Source organism: Limnohabitans sp. YIMB22184 (genome assembly GCF_048020265.1).
Lineage (GTDB): Bacteria > Pseudomonadota > Gammaproteobacteria > Burkholderiales > Burkholderiaceae_C > Limnohabitans_A.
In genome coordinates this window covers 2,702,269-2,720,281 of record NZ_CP171843.1, presented here as the reverse complement: position 1 = coordinate 2,720,281, position 18,013 = coordinate 2,702,269, and the positions used below count along the sequence as shown (strand labels likewise).

The window sequence follows — 18,013 nt, the reverse complement described above, 5'->3', positions numbered from 1 at the left end:
CTCAAAGCACGATTTTGACCATCGGGTGCGAGGTCAGGGCCCGGTACAGGTCGTCGAGTTGCTCGCGGCTGGTGGCGGTGATGCTGAGCGTCACGCCCAGGTAGTTGCCGCCTTTGCTGGGCCGCAGCTCGATGGTGCTGGCGTCAAAGCCGGGGTCGAATTGCAGGGCGACCTGGCACATGGCCTCGGCAAAGCCGTCGACCATGGCGCCCATCACCTTGATCGGAAAAACCGAGGGGTACTCGATCAAGGTGTCTTTGCGTGGGTCAATGCCCTTGGGTGGGGTGATGGAGGCGCTCATGAGATGTTCCGTTGGGCTTGCAAGCTTAACGCCAGACGACGACGGCCAACACCGCCAGCCAGCCCAATGCGAAATTGGTCATGACCAAAGGGTGAATTTGGCCCAGGGCTTGGCCTGCCGCAGGCCAGTCGGAAGCCGCCACGGCCGCTTTCAGGCGGCGAAATGGGGCGAACCAGATGTGCGCAAAAATCAGGCACATCAGGAGACCCAAGCCTGACATGGCATGCCAGCCCTTGGGGGCGAGGGCCATGTCGGCCGTCGACAGCATCCAGAAACCGGTGGCCAGAATCAGGGCCACCGAGCCCCAGACCATGGCAAAAAACCGCTTCAAGACGCTGCACATCAAAGTCAGGCGCTCAGGCGGGGCCATTTGGGCGATCACCACGGGGCGCAGCGCCAGAATGACCAAGGCCATGCCGCCCAACCAGACGATGGCGGCGGCCAGATGAAAAAATTTAAACCATTCGTACATACATCCACCGATTTACAGCGTGAAAAGCGCAGGCCCCGTGGGCTTGCCGGACGATTGTCGCTGTTGGTCTTGGCCGTGTTGGGCGTGGGGCGATTGGATCTGGATCAAAAAAAGTGGGCGCGCACGGGTTTCTACGTATAATCAGAGGCTTTGCAGTGTTTGCCGTGTACGTAACCCCGGTGTAATTTGAGATGACCAAAATCGCCTCATCCCTGAAAACGGGTATACCCAGTGACACGACAGATGCTGCAGATGAAGGTTCCGAACCCGATTTCAAGCCCCTGAGCGCCGAAGAGGCGCAGGCCTGGCGGCAAAACAACCCACAGGCATCGCCTTGGCGTGTATTGCTGTTGCAGGTGGGGGTCGGTGGCGTGCTGGCGCTGCTCACGGGGCTGGTCGGCGGCCAGTGGCATCTGGCAGCTTCGGCGGCTTGGGGTTCGGTGGCGGTGGTGATTCCCGCCGTGGTGTTTGTCAGGGCTTTGAGCCGGCAAATGCGGCGAACCCAACCGGGCTCTGCCTTGGTGGGTTTGTTTGTTTGGGAGTTGGTCAAGATTATCTTGACCGTGGCGCTGCTTTTGGTGGCGCCCAAAGTGATTTCAGACCTGAGCTGGTTTGCCTTGGTGGCCGGCTTTGTGGTGACGATGAAGGTGTATTGGCTGGCCATGGCGCTGGGCTGGATGCAACGCAAATCGAAACCGACTATTTTTTGAACTGATTGGTGATTTATGGCTGCTGAAAACGCTGGCGCACACGCCCCAACGGCTGGAGAGTACATCCAGCATCACTTGCAACACCTGCAAATGAATTTCTCATTTGAAGGCGTCAAGCAAACCAACATCGTTGACTTCAGTCTGTTCAACCTCGACTCGGTTTTCTTTTCTCTGGTTCTGGGCGTGATCGGTTGCATCGTGTTGTGGGCTGCTGCCCGCAAAGCGACTTCGGGCGTGCCCGGCCGCTTTCAGGCTGCCGTTGAGATCCTGTCTGAAATGGTCGAAAACCAGGCCAAGGGCGTGATCCACAACGCAAAGAGCCGCAAACTCATCTCCCCTCTGGCATTGACCGTGTTCGTCTGGATCTTCTTGATGAACGCGATGGACATGTTGCCTGTGGATCTGATTCCTGCTGCATGGCACGCCGCTGGCCCGGCCATGGGTTTCAAAGACTACATGCGCGTGGTGCCCACAGCCGACTTGTCCACCACATTGGGCTTGTCTTGCTCTGTGCTGTTCATCTGCCTGGTCTACAACATCAAGATCAAAGGTCTGGGCGGCTGGGCGCACGAGCTGATTGCAGCCCCCTTCGGCGACCATTGGGCTCTGTATCCGATTAACTTTCTGATGCAGATGATTGAATATTTGGCCAAGACGGTTTCGCACGGCATGCGACTGTTTGGCAACATGTTTGCAGGTGAGTTGGTGTTCATGTTGATTGCCCTCATGGGTGGCGGCTGGGCATTGTCGGCAACAGGTGTTGGTCTGGCCATTGGCCATGTCATCGCCGGTACCGTGTGGACTTTGTTCCACATCCTGGTCATCACCTTGCAAGCCTTCATCTTTATGATGTTGACGCTGATCTACACAGGTCAAGCGCACGACGCACATTGATGACACTTTTTCTCTCGTTTCCTGTTTCTTTTTTCCACTAACTTTTAGGAGCTTCTCATGGAAAACATTCTCGGCCTGGTGGCATTGGCATGTGGTTTGATCGTTGGTCTGGGTGCTATCGGCGCTTCCATCGGTATCGCTTTGATGGGCGGCAAATTCCTCGAGTCTTCGGCTCGTCAACCTGAACTGATGAACGAACTCCAAACCAAGATGTTCATCTTGGCGGGTCTGATCGACGCTGCGTTCCTGATCGGTGTGGCCATCGCTTTGCTGTTTGCCTTCGCCAACCCCTTCGTTCTGAAGTAATCCACGTACCTCTTCCAACAGAAGAAGGACTGAACCGTGAACATTAACGCTACTCTGTTCATTCAGATGATCGTTTTTGCGATTCTGGTGTGGTTCACGATGAAATTCGTGTGGCCCCCGATCACAAAAGCGCTCGATGAACGGGCACAGAAAATCGCTGACGGCCTCGCTGCCGCAGACAAAGCCAAAGCCGAACTCAGCAACGCCAATGCGCGTGTCGAGTCCGAGTTGGCCAAGTCGCGCAACGAGACGGCTTCGCGCCTGGCTGACGCCGAGCGCCGCGCCAATGGCATCATTGATGAAGCCAAGGCACGAGCCACCGAAGAAGGCAACAAGATCATCGCCGCTGCCAAGGCCGAAGCCGAGCAGCAGTCAGTCAAGGCTCGCGAAGCTCTGCGTGAGCAAGTCGCAGCCCTGGCCGTCAAAGGCGCCGAGCAGATTCTCCGCAAGGAAGTCAACGCTGGTGTCCACGCTGATCTGCTGAGCCGCCTCAAGACCGAGCTGTAAAAAGCTCCAGCCAGAGAAGACCATGGCAGAACTTGCTACCATCGCCCGCCCTTATGCCGAAGCGCTGTTCAAGGCGCAGGCATCCGATCTTGCTGGCACGGCCGCTTGGCTGGATGAACTCGCTGCTGTTGCCGACAACGCGCAGCTGCAGCAGTTCATCGACAGCCCCAAAGTGTCCGATGAGCAGGCGTTTGACCTGATCTCCGGTGTGGTGCGCACAGCACTGCCCGAGGCTGGCAAGAACTTCCTGCGCCTGGTGATCGAAAACCGCCGTCTCAGTGCGTTGCCTGTGGTTGCACAGCAGTACCGCGCCCTCATGAATGCGCAAGGTGGCACCGCTGATGCGGTGGTTTACAGCGCATTCCCCATCGACGCTTCGGCTTTGTCTGATTTGTCGTCCACGCTCGAAAAACGCTTTGCGCGCAAGCTCAACGTGAGCGTCGAGCTCGATGCCGCCCTGATCGGTGGCATTCGTGTGGTGGTGGGCGACGAGGTGCTCGATACCTCCGTCAAGGCCCGACTGGAACAAATGAAATCGGCCCTCACCGCTTGATGCGGATTGAGACCGGACATATTTAAAGAAAGAAGGAAAGAGTCATGCAACTCAATCCCGCAGAAATTTCTGAACTGATCAAGAGCCGCATTGAAGGGCTGTCCGCCAGCGCCGATATCCGCAACCAGGGCACCGTGGTGTCCGTGACCGACGGTATCGTTCGTGTGCATGGCCTGTCCGATGTGATGCAGGGCGAGATGCTCGAATTCCCTGCCACCGCTGACGGTGCTGCTACTTATGGTCTGGCCCTGAACCTCGAGCGTGACTCGGTCGGTGCTGTGATCTTGGGTGAATACGAGCACATCTCCGAAGGCGACACGGTCAAGTGCACCGGTCGCATTCTGGAAGTGCCCGTAGGCCCTGAGCTGATTGGCCGCGTGGTGAACGCCTTGGGTCAGCCGATTGACGGCAAAGGCCCGATCAACGCCAAGATGACCGACGTGATCGAAAAAGTCGCCCCTGGCGTGATCGCACGTAAATCGGTGGACCAGCCGATGCAAACCGGCCTGAAGTCGATCGACTCCATGGTGCCCGTGGGCCGTGGCCAGCGCGAACTGATCATTGGCGACCGCCAGACCGGCAAGACCGCCGTCGCGATCGACGCCATCATCAACCAAAAAGGTCAGAACATGACCTGCGTTTACGTCGCGATTGGCCAAAAAGCCTCGTCGATCAAGAACGTGGTGCGCGCTCTGGAACAAGCTGGCGCAATGGAGTACACCATTGTCGTGGCCGCTTCCGCCTCCGAATCTGCTGCCATGCAGTACGTGTCGGCCTATTCTGGCTGCACCATGGGCGAATACTTCCGTGACCGTGGCGAAGATGCGCTGATCGTTTATGACGATCTGTCCAAGCAAGCCGTGGCTTACCGTCAAGTGTCGCTGCTGCTGCGTCGCCCACCAGGCCGCGAAGCCTACCCTGGCGATGTGTTCTATTTGCACAGCCGTCTGCTCGAGCGCGCAGCCCGCGTGAACGCCGACTATGTCGAAGCTTTCACCAAAGGCGCTGTCAAAGGCAAAACAGGTTCCTTGACGGCTCTGCCCATCATTGAAACCCAAGCCGGTGACGTGTCCGCTTTCGTGCCCACCAACGTGATTTCGATCACCGACGGTCAGATCTTCTTGGAAACCAGCCTGTTCAACGCCGGTATCCGCCCTGCGATCAACGCCGGTATCTCGGTGTCCCGCGTGGGTAGCTCGGCTCAGACCAAGATCATCAAAGGCCAGTCCGGCGGTATCCGTACCGACTTGGCCCAGTACCGTGAATTGGCTGCTTTCGCGCAGTTCGCTTCCGATCTGGACGAGTCCACACGCAAGCAGCTCGACCGTGGTGCCCGCGTGACCGAATTGCTCAAGCAAGCCCAGTACAGCCCCTTGTCCATCAGCCTGATGGGCGCCAGCTTGTTTGCGGTGAACAAAGGTTACATGGACGACATCGATGTCAAGAAAGTCCTGGCTTTCGAGCACGGTTTGCACGCTTACCTGAAAGATTCGTGCGCTGCATTGCTGGCCAAGATCGAAAGCTCCAAAGCACTGGACAAAGAGGCAGAAGCCGAATTGAACATCGCCGTGGCTGCTTTCAAGAAAAGCTTTGCTTAATTTCCACCTGATCAAAAGGAGCCGCTGATGGCATCGGGCAAGGAACTACGCACCAAGATCAAATCGGTGGAAAACACCAAGAAGATCACCAAGGCCATGGAGATGATTTCCGTCTCCAAAATGCGCAAGGCGCAGGAGCGTATGCGCACGGCCCGTCCTTACAGCGAGAAGATTCGCACGATTGCGACTCATCTCGGGCAGGCCAACCCTGAGTATGTGCACGCCTTCATGCAGCAAAACGACGGCAAGTCGGTGGGCTTCATTGTGGTGACCACGGACAAAGGTTTGTGCGGTGGCTTGAACACCAACCTGTTGCGCGCTGTGACCGTTCAATTGCGTGAAACACAAGCCCAAGGCAAGACGCCTTTGGCGGTGGCCATTGGTGGCAAAGGTTTGGGTTTCCTGAACCGCGTCAATGCCAAAGTGGTGGCGCATGTGACCCATCTGGGCGACAAACCGCACCTGGACAAGCTGATTGGCCCCGTCAAGGTGCTTCTCGACGCTTATGCCGCAGGTGAGGTGAGCGCTGTGTACCTGTGCTACAACAAATTTGTCAGCACCATGGCGCAAGTGCCCACCATCGACCAGTTGCTGCCACTGTCTTCTTCCAAGATGGAAGCAGACACTAAGGCGGCAGGTGCTGTGGCCCACGGGTGGGACTACATCTACGAGCCCGATGCGCAGTCGGTCATTGACGAATTGTTGGTCCGTTACGCAGAAGCACTGGCTTATCAAGCCGTGGCCGAAAACATGGCTTCTGAGCATGCGGCGCGCATGGTGGCCATGAAGGCCGCCACAGACAACGCAGGCAATGTGATTGGCGAACTCAAACTTGTCTACAACAAGACCCGTCAAGCCGCCATCACCAAAGAACTGTCGGAAATCGTCTCTGGCGCAGCCGCGATCAGCGGTTGATTCCCAGTTCTGCAAATTCAAATTATTTGGAGCGAAAAATGCAAGCCCAAGGAAAAATTGTTCAGTGTATTGGCGCTGTGGTCGACGTGGAGTTTCCACGCAACCAGATGCCCAAGGTTTATGACGCACTCAAGATGGAAGGCTCCGCGCTGACCCTGGAAGTGCAGCAGCAGCTCGGCGACGGCATCGTGCGCACCATTGCGCTCGGTTCCTCTGACGGCTTGCGTCGCGGTCTGATGGTGTCCAACACCGGTAACCCGATCACCGTGCCTGTGGGCAAGGCCACACTGGGCCGCATCATGGACGTGCTGGGTGCGCCCATCGACGAGCGTGGTCCTGTCAGCCAGGAACTCACTTCCTCCATTCACCGTAAAGCTCCCGCTTACGACGAACTGAGCCCTTCACAAGAGCTGCTGGAAACCGGCATCAAAGTGATTGACTTGGTGTGCCCGTTTGCCAAAGGCGGTAAGGTCGGTTTGTTCGGTGGTGCCGGTGTGGGCAAGACCGTGAACATGATGGAACTCATCAACAACATCGCCAAAGCGCACTCGGGTCTGTCCGTGTTCGCAGGTGTGGGTGAGCGTACCCGTGAGGGCAACGACTTCTACCACGAGATGGCCGACTCCGGCGTGGTGAACCTCGAGAACCTGTCCGAATCCAAAGTGGCCATGGTTTACGGCCAGATGAACGAGCCACCAGGCAACCGTCTGCGCGTGGCCTTGACCGGTCTGACCATCGCCGAATCCTTCCGCGACGAAGGCAAAGACGTGCTGTTCTTCGTGGACAACATCTACCGCTACACCTTGGCCGGTACCGAAGTGTCAGCCTTGTTGGGCCGTATGCCTTCCGCCGTGGGTTACCAGCCTACGCTGGCCGAAGAAATGGGCCGTTTGCAAGAACGTATCACTTCGACCAAAGTCGGTTCGATCACATCGATCCAGGCCGTTTACGTGCCAGCAGACGACTTGACCGACCCCTCGCCAGCGACCACCTTCGCTCACTTGGACTCCACCGTTGTGTTGTCCCGTGACATCGCCTCGCTGGGTATCTACCCTGCCGTGGACCCTCTGGACTCCACCAGCCGCCAGCTGGACCCATTGGTTGTGGGTCAGGACCACTACGAAACCGCCCGCGCTGTGCAAGGTACTCTGCAGCGCTACCGCGAACTGCGCGACATCATTGCGATCATGGGCATGGATGATCTGGCCCCTGAAGACAAGCTGGCCGTGGCCCGTGCTCGCAAGATCCAGCGTTTCCTGTCGCAGCCTTTCCACGTGGCGGAAGTCTTCACCGGCTCGCCCGGCAAGTACGTCACATTGGCCGAAACCATCCGTGGTTTCAAGATGATTGTGGCTGGCGAGTGCGATCACCTGCCAGAGCAAGCTTTCTACATGGTCGGCACCATCGACGAAGCTTTCGAAAAGGCCAAAAAGGCAGCTTAAAGCAGCGCCACGGGATGGCTGATCCAGCCCTCCCGTAGCCCGCTTGAACGCACCTTTTTAAGGAGTAAACATGAACACCATCCACGTTGATGTGGTCAGTGCCGAAGAGTCCATCTACTCGGGCGAAGCCCGGTTTGTGGCCTTGCCCGGCGAGTCTGGCGAACTGGGCATCTACCCGCGCCACACCCCGCTGATCACCCGCATCAAGGCCGGGTCGGTTCGCATCGAGAAGGCTGACGGCGGCGAGGAATTCGTTTTCGTGGCCGGTGGCATTCTGGAAGTGCAGCCCGACTGCGTGACCGTGCTGTCAGACACCGCGATCCGCGGCAAAGACCTCGACGAAGAAAAGGCCAACGCCGCCAAGCAACTGGCGGAAGAGGCCTTGCGCAATGCCAAGAGCGAAATCGATCTGGCGCGTGCCCAGTCCGAGTTGGCTGTTTTGGCGGCTCAACTCTCTGCGCTGCGCAAGTATCGCAAGAAATAAGACGCTCTTCTAGCGGGGTGTCTGCAGCCTTGCAGACACTTTCAAAAACCCGGCACACATTGTGACCGGGTTTTTTTGTGTCCCGCCGCACCGTACAGGCGTGTAGACTTCACCCATCATGAAACGAGCCAAACTGCACGCCGCCATCGTGGGTGGGTCACCCGACGACATCGAGCAAAGCTTTTATGAAGCGCTGCACAACGCCGACATCGAGCAGCTTATGGCGTGCTGGGCAGAAGAAGATGACATCGTGTGTGTGCACCCCGGTGGCCCGCGTTTGATCGGACAGGGTGCCATCCGTGCCACATTCGAGGGCATGTTTGCCAACGGCAGTGTGCAGGCGCATCCAGAAAGAGTGCGCAAGATCGTCTCGTTGGCGAGTGCCGTTCACCACCTGGTGGAGCGGGTGGAGGTGATCACCCCGCAAGGCGCAAAACAGGCGTTTGTCCTGGCCACCAACGTTTATCACAAAACACCGCAAGGCTGGCGCATGGTGGCACACCACGCTAGCCCCGGCACGGCCCATGACCCTGCGGATGTGGGCGTCAAACCCACGGTTTTGCACTGAACCCATGCAGTACAGAGCGCCAGCGTGGTTGCCGGGCGGGCATGTGCAAACCATTTGGCCTGCTTTGTATTCGCGAAGGCGCTGGGGGCCTCCTTTACCCAAAGTGCGCGAACGTTGGGTGACGCCGGACGGCGATTTCATCGACGTCGATCGGCAGCCAGCAAGCCGTCTGGACAGGCCGATGGTGGTGCTGTTTCACGGACTGGAAGGCTCATCCGACAGCCACTACGCGCAGGCCTTTGCCGATTGGGCGGCGTCACACGATCTTAACTTTGCCTTGCCGCATTTCAGGGGCTGCAGTGGTGAACTCAACCACGGACCGCGTGCTTACCATTCAGGCGATCATCAGGAGATCGATTGGGTACTGCGGCGATTGCGACAGCAACACCGGACGCAGGGCGGGCAAACCATGGTCGCGGCTGGCGTGTCGCTGGGAGGCAATGCCTTGATGCGCTGGGCTGCCGAACACGGGGCATCAGCCTCGCAAAGCGCAGACGCGATTGCGTCGATTTGCTCGCCTCTTGATTTGATGCAAAGCGGGCAAGCCATTGGCCAAGGTTTGAACCGACAGATTTACACCCGCATGTTTTTGCGCAGCATGAAGCCCAAGGCATTGGCCAAGCTGGCACAACATCCGGGTTTGTTCGACCGACAGCAACTCATGGCTGCCCGCGATTTGTACGAATTCGACAATGTGTTCACCGCGCCCTTACATGGCTTCAAGAATACCGACGATTACTGGTCGAGGGCTTCGGCCAAACCATTGATGAAAGACATCCGCATTCCGGCATTGGCATTGAACGCGCGCAATGACCCTTTTGTGCCTGCAAGCAGCTTGCCGCAGCGCTTGGATGTGTCAGATGCGGTCACGCTCTGGCAACCCGAACAGGGTGGCCACGTGGGTTTTGCCCAAGGGCCCTGGCCTACCCATGTGCGCGGTTTGCCGGATGCGGTTGGCCCTTGGTTGATGACCGCCTCGGGGCAAGCCCTCAAACAGGAGCGATCACATGGATGACATCGTTCGCCAAGCCATGGCCAAATGGCCGAATGTGCCCGACTGTTATGGCTGGTTGGGGCTGGACAGTCGGGGCCAATGGCTCATGCGGGATGACCGTGTCCAACAGTTGGGTGGGTTCCAGAGCGGGGTGAAAGGCGCCAAGGGTTCGGTGCTGCGCCATGAAAAACTCATCGAATTCATTCGCCGCAATTACGAAGTCGACCCCCAAGGACGTTGGTATTTTCAAAATGGGCCACAAAGGGTCTATGTCGAGCTGGAAACCACGCCGTATGTGTGGCGCCTGAACGAGCGCTTCGAGCCGACAGCCCACACCGGTCAAACAACGCAGGCGCTGGCCTGTCTGGTCGATGAACTTGGGCGCGTCTATTTGCACACGCCATTGGGCTTGGGGCTGGTGCACACCTGGGACGTCGGCTTGGTGGCCGAGGCCATCGAGCAAGGCCTTTGGGAGCCTGAAGAATGCCAAGCCAGTACCTTGCCCGCACGCTTTGGCTTTGTGGTCAGTCCGCAAAGCGGTCAAAACAACATCCCATCAAACCAGGCATAAAAAAACCGACCCTTCAGGTCGGTTCGTTTTGAGGCTTCAAGAAATCACTTCTTTTCAGCTTCAGCTGCAGGCGCTTTGGGCTCTTCAAACTTGCCACCGGCATTGTTGGCCAAATACACCACGGCGCGTGCAATTTCGATGTCATTGAAATCGCCACCACCTTGTGCACCCATGGCCCCTTTGCCTTTGAGCGCAGAAGTCACCAAGGTATCGAGGCCTTGTTTGATGCGAGTGCCCCAGGCGGCGGCGTCTGCAAACTTGGGTGCACCGGCTGCCCCCACGGCGTGGCAGGCTGCGCATTGCGCTTTGTAAACTTCTTCACCTGCTTTCAGTAGACGGTTGGCGTCACGAATCTCGACCATGCCGATTTTCTGGATGCGCTGAGCAGTGGCTTTTTCGGTGTCAACGGCGCCGGCAGCGGGCTTGTTGGCCGATGTAACGTAGAACACCAAACCGATGATGATGAACACCGGAATGATGAAAGAAGCAAGGCTCAGCAAAAGCATTTGCTTGGGCGTTTTCACCGGGCCGGTGTGTGCTTCGTGCTGATCGTGGCTGTTGTCGCTCATGAAATCCTCTTGTAGGGCTTGGCCGAAGGGCCTTGGGATTGACCGGAATCAACCCGACATTATAGCGGGCCACCCTTCGTCGAGCTTGCAAATGAGAGGAAGAAACACAAGCCGTGAGATAATCAACGCGCTAGTGAGTGTGCGGCTGTAGCTCAGTGGATAGAGTATTGGCCTCCGAAGCCAAGGGTCGTGGGTTCGATCCCCGCCAGCCGCACCAAACTCAAATTCGCCACCCTTTGCGGTGGCGTTTTTGTGTGTGCGTGGGTGCAGATCAGCGGCTGACGTTGTCGGTTGTCGCGGGCTCCTGGACACGCCGTGCGCCAGTGAAGCGCTTGGTCCAGTAAGCCGCTCTCAAGTCGTCCACGCGCACCGCTTTGCCCGCGCTGGGTGCGTGGATGAATTTGCCATCGCCGATGTAGATGCCAACATGGCTGAAGGTGCGGCGCATGGTGTTGAAAAACACCAGATCACCTGGATTGAGTTCACTTCGGTCGATTTTTTCGGTGGCCACGGCCTGTTCTTCGGCACGTCGAGGCAGCAAACGTCCGATCGATGTTTCGTAGATGTGACGCACGAAGCCGCTGCAGTCAAAGCCCGTGTCGGCCGAGCTGCCTCCCCGTTTGTAGGGAACACCCAGCAAGGTCATCGCCTGACCCAACATCTGATTGGTCTTTTCGCCCACGCTGGTTTTGACCTGGTCACCCAGCTGAATCAAGTTGATCCTTTCAGGCGCGCGCTTGAGCCCTGACGGGGGTTCATCGTCAGGCGCTGCAAAGAGCAAGGAAGACGCCAACAGCCAGCAAGCTGCGATGGCCAGGGGTTTAAATTTCACTTTATGAAGACTAAATCTGTAGCTTTGGATAATAACCTGATCAGTGACATCCAGCCAAGATTCAGTGGGGCCTGATTCCGTCGGGTCAAAAGGGGCTTTAGCGGAGCGGTCACTGCGCATGGCCCCTTTTGACGTGGAATGTCAAACCCCGTAGCGGTCACGGTAAGCCTGCACTTTGGGCAGGTGCAGTCCCAGTTCGTTGCCGCTTTGTGCCGACAGATAGTCCAGCAGATCAGACAGCTGTGCAATGCAGCAAACGCCCATGCCAAGAGTGCCCCGCACATACTGCACGGCGCTGTGGGGCACATCCTGGACGGAGCCATCGGCTTGTTTCTCGGTGGCCATCTCCTGGCGATCCAGCGCAATGGCAATCGCGTGGGGTGTGGCCCCGGCGGCTTTGATGAGTGCGATGGATTCGCGGGCGGCTGTGCCTGCGCTCATCACGTCGTCCACGATCAACACGCGGCCTTTGAGTGGTGCGCCCACCAGTGAGCCGCCTTCGCCGTGGTCCTTGGCCTCCTTGCGGTTGTAGGCAAAGGGCACGTTCTTGCCTAGGCGAGCGAGCTCAATGGCCACCGCCGCACCCAGCGGAATGCCCTTGTAGGCGGGGCCAAAGATCATGTCAAATTCGATGCCGCTGGCCAGCAGGGCTTTTGCATAAAATTGCGCCAATCGACCGAGCTTGGCGCCATCGTCAAACAGGCCGGCGTTGAAGAAGTAAGGGCTCATGCGCCCGGCTTTGGTCTTGAATTCGCCAAAGCGCAGCACGCCCGAGTCGACTGCAAACTGCACAAATTCCTGAGCGAGCGCCTGCATTCCGGCGCTGCTTGCCTGTTCTGTCACCATGGGGAAATCCTTGTTCAAACTCACCAGCCTTAACCTCAACGGCATCCGTTCTGCCACGACCAAAGGAGTCGAAGCTTGGCTGACGCAAGAGAAGCCCGATTGTATTTGTGTGCAGGAAGTCAAAGCCCAGGCGCCCGATGTGGCTGGCAAGTTTGAAGAACTGGCCGGTCTGAAAGGTCACTTTCATTTCGCCCAGAAAAAAGGCTACTCCGGCGTGGCGGTGTACACACGGCATGAGCCCAGCGATGTGATCACTGGTTTTGACGGCGGCGAGTTTGACAACGAAGGCCGCTACGTCGAGCTGCGCTTTGATACGCCCAGCCGTAAGTTGTCCATCATCAGCAGCTACTTTCCCAGCGGTTCGTCAGGCCCCGAACGGCAAGAGGCCAAATTCAGATTCCTCGACAAGATGTACCCGCACCTGGTGGGCCTCAAAGGCGCGCGCGAGTTTGTGGTGTGCAGCGACATCAACATCGCGCACCAGCAGGCCGATCTGAAAAACTGGAAGGGCAACCTCAAGAACAGTGGCTTTCTGCCCGAAGAGCGTGCCTGGATGACCCAGTTGACTACCGAAGGGGGCATCGTTGATGTGTACCGTCGTTTGCAACCGCACACCACCGATGCTTGCTACACCTGGTGGAGCAACCGCGGTCAGGCCTATACAAAAAACGTGGGCTGGCGTCTGGATTACCACCTGGCCACACCCGCACTGGCAGAGACGGCGCGCAGAGAACACATTTACAAAATCGAGAAGTTTTCGGACCATGCACCAATCACGGTGGAGTACGACTTCAGTTTGTGATCTTCACCGGCTTTTGTCGAGCAGCGAACGGATCAACAAACTGTCCACGCCCAGGACGGTGATGGTCTCCTGTTTGGTCGGGTGGCCGGTAGACCGCCGATGTCTCAAGGACGGATAGCGATCTCGTTTCTGACCGATTTCACACCCTTGACGCCGCGGGCGATGGTTTCGGCCTTGTTGCGCTCCAGGCTGTTTTTCGCAAAGCCTGACAGCATAACGGTGCCGTTGAGAGTTTCCACGCTGATCGATGTGCCTGCGACATCCTTGTCTTCAAAGAAGCGTGACTTCACCATGGTTGTGATGCCCGCATCATCGATATAAGCGCCTACCGACTCTTGACCTCGTGTCACGGCGCAACCGGACGCAGCCAAAAGAACCAGGGAAGCGGCCATGGCGGCCAGTGATGTTTTGCGGATCATGATGAAGTCCTATCGTGCATGAAGTTGAATCAGCCAAGCCACGGCTTGACCACAGGCTTGGTGCCCCACCCTTTGGGTATCGGCCTCAAGTCAACTCAATACTAGGTACCCGCCATCGCTGTGTCGGTGTGCTGTGCCACATTTCAAGCCGATGAAGCCGGTGCATCGACCCATGACATCAATACGCCTTGTCCTAAAGGATTGGCGCATGCTGCTGCCCAAACCGTGCGCGTCGTCGCGTCTTTCAGTTGAAGTGAAAAGCCCAGAGAGATCGGCTTTGCACTCCGTTGCGCATCTTTTCGCCATGCTTGCACGCGGGGTCGTTCCAAGGGATCAATCCAGCTGTCCAGTGGTTTGCCCAGCAGCTGAGGCCAACTTTGAGCGAGGCATCGCAAAGCGTGGACGTTGCAGGCCGTCAGGCAACCTGAACTGTCCAAAATCAACTGCGCACTCGGTGAGGCGTCCATCAATTGGGTTTGCCGTACCCAAGAGGCTTCCAGCTCGGCGCGAGATGATTGCAGCTCTTCGTTTTGCAAATCCAGTTCGACCTGGTGCACTTGCAGCTCGTGCAGCAGGGCCAGGGCATCGTGGGCGGTGGCCGGTGATGAGGCCAGATCAAACAACACCCGCAAGGCGTCGCTGGCATCCTTGTCAACGCGGGCTTGGGTGTCGTTGGCATGCAGTCGCTTCTGTGCGCGTTCGCGCAAACTTGCCAAGGAAATCTTGCTGCTGTTCGGTGGGGCGTTCATCATGAGGTCTTTGGTGTCTGAGGGGGGACATGGGTCTCACGCAACTGGAATTCGAGCGCTTTGGCCGTGCTGATGTCGACAAAGGTCAATACGGCGCCATTGACCGTGTTGGCCAAGGTCCGGTACGGCATGATGCGCACTGAAAACCAGCGGCCATCGGTGGCGGCCACAGACTTGGTGCAGGGCGTCAAGGTGCGCAAGGTTTCCTTGACGTCGTCTTGTAAAAGCGGGTAGGCCAGCGTGTTGGCCAGATCGCTCAATGGGCGACCCACATCGGCTTCGCGCAGATGAAAGATACCTACGGCTTTTTCCGTGAAACGGCGCACGTTCAGATCGTTGTCCAAGAACAGTGTGGCAATGTCGGTGCTGTTGAGCAGGTTTTGCATGTCGCTTTGCGCCAGCGCCAGATCGTCTAGGCGTGTTTGCAGTTCGCTGTTGATGGTTTGCAGCTCTTCGTTCATCGACTGCGCCTCTTCCTTGGACGTGCTGAGTTCTTCGTTGGCCGATTGCAGCTCTTCGTTGGTGAGCTTCAAGGATTCATTGATGGCGGACAGCTGGTCTCTGGAGGCGTGCATTTCACGGCGCAAGGCTTGTAGCTCTTCTTGTGCGGTTAGCAGCTCGGCGTTCACTGCAGACGTCGAGGGCGCTGTTTGACCACCAGCGGCATGAGGAACTTCCAATTCCTTGAAAACCACCATGGCTGAGCCGGCCAGCGATTTGGGTTCGTGCAAGGGATGAACAGTGACCTGCAATTGCCGATGGCGATGCCCCTCTAAGGGCAAGCCATGCAGCACAACGGGCCGACCTTCTTGCAAGGCTTGACGCAAAGCTGTCGCGATCTGGGCACGCAGGCCGGGTCTGGCCATGACGTGGATGTTCCAGTTCGCTTTGCCGGCAGCGGGCTCCAGATAGTGTCCAGTTCTGCCACTGATGTACAAAATATCGCCCGATGGGTTGACGAGAACCGCAGCCGGTGAAAAGGTCTGCAGCAAGACCTGATCGGCCAAGGCTTGCAGATTGTCGCTGGACGTAGGGGGCAAGGTTGACACGGGCAACTCCTTGGATGGTAACGGTGCGGGGGGCCGCCGATGGATGGGAAACGCCACCAAGCCGGGTTTCGGCCCTTGCTCGCTTCGGGCATAAATGCGGGATGGGGGCACCAAGGCCTTGAAAAGATTTTGCGAACGCCCCACGGTTTCTGCGCTCCCGAGCACCAAACTGCCGCCTGCTCGCAGGCAAAAGTGAAACAAGGGTATGAGGCGTCGCTGCAGCGCAGCATTGAAGTAAATCAGGACATTGCGACACAGCAGCAAGTCCAGTTGTGTGAAGGGCGGGTCTGTGATCACATCGTGTTTGGCAAACATGACCATGGCCCGAATGTTGGGATGCACCAGATGACCCTCTTGGCAGGGCGTGAAAAAACGGTTGAGCCGTTCCTGAGACAGACCCGCTACTGCCTGTTGGCTGTACCAGCCCTTTCGAGCGAATGCGATGGCAGAGGCATTGAGGTCGGTGGCGTAAATTTGCACCGTCCGGTGCGGTTGGCCAGACGCATCTTGCGCTTCGCGCAGTAGCATGGCCAGACTGTAAGCCTCTTCGCCCGTGGAGCATCCCAGAACCCATGCCCTGATGGGGCTGCTGTCGTGTGAGCCGATCAAAGCCGGTAAAACATGTGCCGACAGATCGAGCCAAACCTGCGTATCCCTGAAAAACGAAGTCACGCCGATCAGCATTTCAGAGAACAGCAAGGCTCGCTCGGGCGGATTGGTTTGCAGGTAATGCACATAGGCTGCCATCGATGGCAGCTGATGAACGTGCATACGCCTCTCGACACGTCGGAGCAAAGTGCTGGGTTTGTACAGTGAAAAATCATGGTGCAGGTGTTGCTGCAGCAGATCCACAATGGACTTCAGGGCATCGTCGGAGGAGATCTCTTCAGCCGCAATCTCGGTAACGGGTGACGCGGAGCTTGTTGCACCGAGTGCATCGTTTGACAACGACCACTGAATGATTTGCTCGGGCAGATCCTCTGGCGCGGCCACCGCATCGACACACCCTGCATCGATGGCGCTTTGCGGCATGGATGGAAAAGCCGCTGTATGGGGCGCTTGCACGAGGCACAGCCCCTGCGCTTGGTGAATGGCTTGCAGACCTTGGACCCCGTCGCGCCCCATGCCCGACAAAATCACGCCCACCGCCTGGCAGCCTTGGTCTTGGGCCAAAGAGGTCAAAAAAGCATCGATCGCCAGAGGCGCATTGGCCGTCTTGGGGGCTGCCACAAAGTGCAAGCATCCACGCACCACGGTGAGTGCGCCGCTGGTGGGCATGACGTAAATGGTGTTGGCCGCCACCACCATGCCGTTGTGCGCATCTTGAACGGGCAATGCGGTGACCCGTTGTAACAAGCTGCCCAACAAGGTTTTGTGTTCGGGTCCTGTGTGTTGAACCACCACGTAGGCCCTGTCCGTGTTGCTTGGCAGGTGTGCAAAGAATTTCTTCAGCGCTTCCAAGCCGCCTGCAGACGTGCCGATGCCCACAATGCGGGGAACTTCATGCTTGGGCAAAGCGGCGTGTGAATCAGACAAGGGCGTCAATCATCGGAAAGTGTTTTCGTGAGCCAGTCATTCAAACGGCCAACTGCATAGGCAGCAGGCGATCGTATTCGGTTTTGATGACCTTGTAGCACTCGCAAGTCAAAGCCTCTAAACCGGCACGGTCCAAAACCTGGATGCGACCTCGTGAATAGCGGATCAAGCCTTGACGTTGCAAGCGCATGGCCGCTTCGCTGACGCCTTCACGGCGAACGCCCAGCAAATTGGCTACTTTTTCATGGGTAAGCAGCAATTCATGGCCCACCGACCGGTCCAGTCCCAGTAGCAAAAATCGGCTGAAGGCGTTGTCAACGGAATGGTGGCGGTTGCACACCGAAGTTTGTGCCATTTGTGTGATCAGGGCTTGGGTGTAGCGCAGCAACAGGTGCAAAAGTGGAACCGATTGTTCGAAGGCGCGAAGCAAATCGCCACTGTGCATGCGCAAAAAAATACCGTCTGAAAAAACAGTGGCGTTGCTGGTGGTGGACAAGCCACCCATGAAGCTCGATACACCCACAAAGCCCTCGCGCCCCACAAGCGAGAGTACAGACGAGTCGCCGTTCTCGATTTGACTGTGCAAGGCCACCAGGCCGCTGATCGGGAAATAAACGTGTTGAAAGAGGGAGCCTGACTCGTGCAGGCATTTGTCTGCGGGCAGCGCCACACGGTCCAGCAGAGGCGTTAATCGCTCCAGCTCGGCGTAGGGCAAACAGGCCAGCAATTGATTTTGCGGCGGGCCAGATGATGGCGTCATCGTTGCAAGGCCGACACGCGTGTGCACGACCAGATGAGCTGGGATGGCCTGAGGTCGAGGTATTGCATGGAGTCCATTTCAAAGCACCGATGGAGACTAAAAACTAAAAATAAATGACGGCACCGGCCCAGCCATG

The 18,013-nt window shown here is 57.5% G+C and carries 22 protein-coding genes and 1 tRNA gene; 14 read left to right on the top strand and 9 right to left on the bottom strand.

Features of this window, described 5'->3' with window-relative positions:
- Position 1 precedes the first annotated feature (1 nt).
- Positions 2-301: a DUF493 family protein gene (locus ACHEXL_RS12560; protein ID WP_291927763.1), complete on the bottom strand. Its 300-nt coding sequence runs from the start codon at positions 299-301 to the stop codon at positions 2-4.
- Positions 302-326: 25 nt separating this feature from the next.
- A complete protein-coding gene (locus ACHEXL_RS12555) occupies positions 327-773 on the bottom strand; it encodes a CopD family protein (protein ID WP_416559748.1) in 447 nt (148 codons plus the stop codon).
- A gap of 191 nt (positions 774-964) precedes the next feature.
- Between ACHEXL_RS12555 and ACHEXL_RS12550 the strand changes: the two genes are divergently transcribed.
- From ACHEXL_RS12550 to ACHEXL_RS12495, 12 genes are all read left to right on the top strand, one after another.
- A complete protein-coding gene (locus tag ACHEXL_RS12550) occupies positions 965-1,483 on the top strand; it encodes an ATP synthase subunit I (RefSeq protein ID WP_416559747.1) in 519 nt (172 codons plus the stop codon).
- A 15-nt stretch (positions 1,484-1,498) separates the two neighbouring features.
- Positions 1,499-2,377, top strand: coding sequence for a F0F1 ATP synthase subunit A (atpB, locus tag ACHEXL_RS12545; protein WP_416559746.1), 879 nt, complete (start codon positions 1,499-1,501; stop codon positions 2,375-2,377).
- 57 nt (positions 2,378-2,434) lie between these two features.
- On the top strand, positions 2,435-2,683 hold the full coding sequence (gene atpE, locus ACHEXL_RS12540; protein WP_019429175.1) for a F0F1 ATP synthase subunit C: 249 nt from the start codon (positions 2,435-2,437) through the stop codon (positions 2,681-2,683).
- 36 nt (positions 2,684-2,719) lie between these two features.
- Complete coding sequence (locus tag ACHEXL_RS12535; protein ID WP_416559745.1) at positions 2,720-3,190, top strand: F0F1 ATP synthase subunit B; 471 nt, start codon at positions 2,720-2,722, stop codon at positions 3,188-3,190.
- Positions 3,191-3,212: 22 nt separating this feature from the next.
- On the top strand, positions 3,213-3,743 hold the full coding sequence (locus tag ACHEXL_RS12530; RefSeq protein WP_416559744.1) for a F0F1 ATP synthase subunit delta: 531 nt from the start codon (positions 3,213-3,215) through the stop codon (positions 3,741-3,743).
- A gap of 44 nt (positions 3,744-3,787) precedes the next feature.
- A complete protein-coding gene (gene atpA / locus ACHEXL_RS12525; protein WP_416559743.1) occupies positions 3,788-5,341 on the top strand; it encodes a F0F1 ATP synthase subunit alpha in 1,554 nt (517 codons plus the stop codon).
- Between the two features lie 27 nt (positions 5,342-5,368).
- Positions 5,369-6,256, top strand: a complete 888-nt coding sequence (gene atpG, locus ACHEXL_RS12520; RefSeq protein ID WP_416559742.1) for a F0F1 ATP synthase subunit gamma — start codon at positions 5,369-5,371, stop codon at positions 6,254-6,256.
- A 38-nt stretch (positions 6,257-6,294) separates the two neighbouring features.
- Positions 6,295-7,698 (top strand): F0F1 ATP synthase subunit beta, encoded by a 1,404-nt coding sequence (gene atpD, locus ACHEXL_RS12515; protein ID WP_108428185.1) that lies wholly within the window; start codon positions 6,295-6,297, stop codon positions 7,696-7,698.
- Between the two features lie 70 nt (positions 7,699-7,768).
- Positions 7,769-8,182 carry a F0F1 ATP synthase subunit epsilon gene (locus tag ACHEXL_RS12510; protein WP_108428186.1) on the top strand — a complete coding sequence of 138 codons (414 nt, stop codon included), beginning with the start codon at positions 7,769-7,771 and terminating at the stop codon, positions 8,180-8,182.
- Positions 8,183-8,300: 118 nt separating this feature from the next.
- Positions 8,301-8,750: a YybH family protein gene (locus tag ACHEXL_RS12505; RefSeq protein WP_108428187.1), complete on the top strand. Its 450-nt coding sequence runs from the start codon at positions 8,301-8,303 to the stop codon at positions 8,748-8,750.
- Positions 8,751-8,754: 4 nt separating this feature from the next.
- Entirely contained in the window at positions 8,755-9,765 is a 1,011-nt protein-coding gene (locus tag ACHEXL_RS12500) for a YheT family hydrolase (protein WP_416559741.1), read from the top strand.
- A complete protein-coding gene (locus ACHEXL_RS12495) occupies positions 9,758-10,315 on the top strand; it encodes a DUF2946 family protein (RefSeq protein ID WP_416559740.1) in 558 nt (185 codons plus the stop codon). The genes ACHEXL_RS12500 and ACHEXL_RS12495 overlap by 8 nt, the downstream gene beginning before the upstream one ends.
- Positions 10,316-10,359: 44 nt before the next feature.
- Here the strand turns inward: ACHEXL_RS12495 and ACHEXL_RS12490 are convergent, their stop codons facing one another.
- Positions 10,360-10,884, bottom strand: coding sequence for a c-type cytochrome (locus tag ACHEXL_RS12490; RefSeq protein ID WP_416559739.1), 525 nt, complete (start codon positions 10,882-10,884; stop codon positions 10,360-10,362).
- A gap of 141 nt (positions 10,885-11,025) precedes the next feature.
- Between ACHEXL_RS12490 and ACHEXL_RS12485 the strand changes: the two genes are divergently transcribed.
- A tRNA-Arg gene (locus ACHEXL_RS12485) sits at positions 11,026-11,101 on the top strand.
- Positions 11,102-11,155: 54 nt separating this feature from the next.
- Here the strand turns inward: ACHEXL_RS12485 and ACHEXL_RS12480 are convergent.
- Positions 11,156-11,701, bottom strand: a complete 546-nt coding sequence (locus ACHEXL_RS12480) for a C40 family peptidase (RefSeq protein WP_416561353.1) — start codon at positions 11,699-11,701, stop codon at positions 11,156-11,158.
- 156 nt (positions 11,702-11,857) lie between these two features.
- Positions 11,858-12,562 (bottom strand): orotate phosphoribosyltransferase, encoded by a 705-nt coding sequence (gene pyrE / locus ACHEXL_RS12475; RefSeq protein WP_416559738.1) that lies wholly within the window; start codon positions 12,560-12,562, stop codon positions 11,858-11,860.
- On the opposite strand from pyrE, the gene ACHEXL_RS12470 reads away from it, so the two are divergent.
- On the top strand, positions 12,561-13,364 hold the full coding sequence (locus tag ACHEXL_RS12470) for an exodeoxyribonuclease III (protein WP_416559737.1): 804 nt from the start codon (positions 12,561-12,563) through the stop codon (positions 13,362-13,364). The two genes, pyrE and ACHEXL_RS12470, sit on opposite strands and share 2 nt — an antisense overlap.
- 104 nt (positions 13,365-13,468) lie before the next feature.
- Here the strand turns inward: ACHEXL_RS12470 and ACHEXL_RS12465 are convergent, their stop codons facing one another.
- The 4 genes from ACHEXL_RS12465 to ACHEXL_RS12450 form a co-directional block, all read right to left on the bottom strand.
- Positions 13,469-13,783 (bottom strand): BON domain-containing protein, encoded by a 315-nt coding sequence (locus ACHEXL_RS12465; RefSeq protein WP_416559736.1) that lies wholly within the window; start codon positions 13,781-13,783, stop codon positions 13,469-13,471.
- Positions 13,784-13,926: 143 nt separating this feature from the next.
- Positions 13,927-14,535 carry a hypothetical protein gene (locus ACHEXL_RS12460; protein ID WP_416559735.1) on the bottom strand — a complete coding sequence of 203 codons (609 nt, stop codon included), beginning with the start codon at positions 14,533-14,535 and terminating at the stop codon, positions 13,927-13,929.
- The gene (locus ACHEXL_RS12455; RefSeq protein ID WP_416559734.1) at positions 14,532-17,117 is read right to left on the bottom strand and encodes a chemotaxis protein CheB; all 2,586 of its coding nucleotides are present in this window, start codon (positions 17,115-17,117) and stop codon (positions 14,532-14,534) included. The genes ACHEXL_RS12460 and ACHEXL_RS12455 overlap by 4 nt, the downstream gene beginning before the upstream one ends.
- Before the next feature lie 40 nt (positions 17,118-17,157).
- Positions 17,158-17,877 carry a Crp/Fnr family transcriptional regulator gene (locus ACHEXL_RS12450; protein ID WP_416559733.1) on the bottom strand — a complete coding sequence of 240 codons (720 nt, stop codon included), beginning with the start codon at positions 17,875-17,877 and terminating at the stop codon, positions 17,158-17,160.
- Positions 17,878-18,013 lie beyond the last annotated feature (136 nt).

Bases quoted from the DNA above. Each gene is read 5' to 3' on its own strand.
- ACHEXL_RS12530 (WP_416559744.1), top strand. From the start codon at position 3,213: ATGGCAGAACTTGCTACCATCGCCCGCCCTTATGCCGAAGCGCTGTTC.
- atpA (WP_416559743.1), top strand. From the start codon at position 3,788: ATGCAACTCAATCCCGCAGAAATTTCTGAACTGATCAAGAGCCGCATT.
- ACHEXL_RS12460 (WP_416559735.1), bottom strand. From the start codon at position 14,535: ATGATGAACGCCCCACCGAACAGCAGCAAGATTTCCTTGGCAAGTTTG.
- ACHEXL_RS12560 (WP_291927763.1), bottom strand. From the start codon at position 301: ATGAGCGCCTCCATCACCCCACCCAAGGGCATTGACCCACGCAAAGAC.
- atpG (WP_416559742.1), top strand. From the start codon at position 5,369: ATGGCATCGGGCAAGGAACTACGCACCAAGATCAAATCGGTGGAAAAC.
- pyrE (WP_416559738.1), bottom strand. From the start codon at position 12,562: ATGGTGACAGAACAGGCAAGCAGCGCCGGAATGCAGGCGCTCGCTCAG.
- ACHEXL_RS12510 (WP_108428186.1), top strand. From the start codon at position 7,769: ATGAACACCATCCACGTTGATGTGGTCAGTGCCGAAGAGTCCATCTAC.
- ACHEXL_RS12550 (WP_416559747.1), top strand. From the start codon at position 965: ATGACCAAAATCGCCTCATCCCTGAAAACGGGTATACCCAGTGACACG.
- ACHEXL_RS12465 (WP_416559736.1), bottom strand. From the start codon at position 13,783: ATGATCCGCAAAACATCACTGGCCGCCATGGCCGCTTCCCTGGTTCTT.
- atpD (WP_108428185.1), top strand. From the start codon at position 6,295: ATGCAAGCCCAAGGAAAAATTGTTCAGTGTATTGGCGCTGTGGTCGAC.
- atpB (WP_416559746.1), top strand. From the start codon at position 1,499: ATGGCTGCTGAAAACGCTGGCGCACACGCCCCAACGGCTGGAGAGTAC.
- ACHEXL_RS12490 (WP_416559739.1), bottom strand. From the start codon at position 10,884: ATGAGCGACAACAGCCACGATCAGCACGAAGCACACACCGGCCCGGTG.
- ACHEXL_RS12450 (WP_416559733.1), bottom strand. From the start codon at position 17,877: ATGACGCCATCATCTGGCCCGCCGCAAAATCAATTGCTGGCCTGTTTG.
- ACHEXL_RS12505 (WP_108428187.1), top strand. From the start codon at position 8,301: ATGAAACGAGCCAAACTGCACGCCGCCATCGTGGGTGGGTCACCCGAC.
- ACHEXL_RS12500 (WP_416559741.1), top strand. From the start codon at position 8,755: ATGCAGTACAGAGCGCCAGCGTGGTTGCCGGGCGGGCATGTGCAAACC.
- ACHEXL_RS12495 (WP_416559740.1), top strand. From the start codon at position 9,758: ATGGATGACATCGTTCGCCAAGCCATGGCCAAATGGCCGAATGTGCCC.
- atpE (WP_019429175.1), top strand. From the start codon at position 2,435: ATGGAAAACATTCTCGGCCTGGTGGCATTGGCATGTGGTTTGATCGTT.
- ACHEXL_RS12470 (WP_416559737.1), top strand. From the start codon at position 12,561: ATGGGGAAATCCTTGTTCAAACTCACCAGCCTTAACCTCAACGGCATC.
- ACHEXL_RS12555 (WP_416559748.1), bottom strand. From the start codon at position 773: ATGTACGAATGGTTTAAATTTTTTCATCTGGCCGCCGCCATCGTCTGG.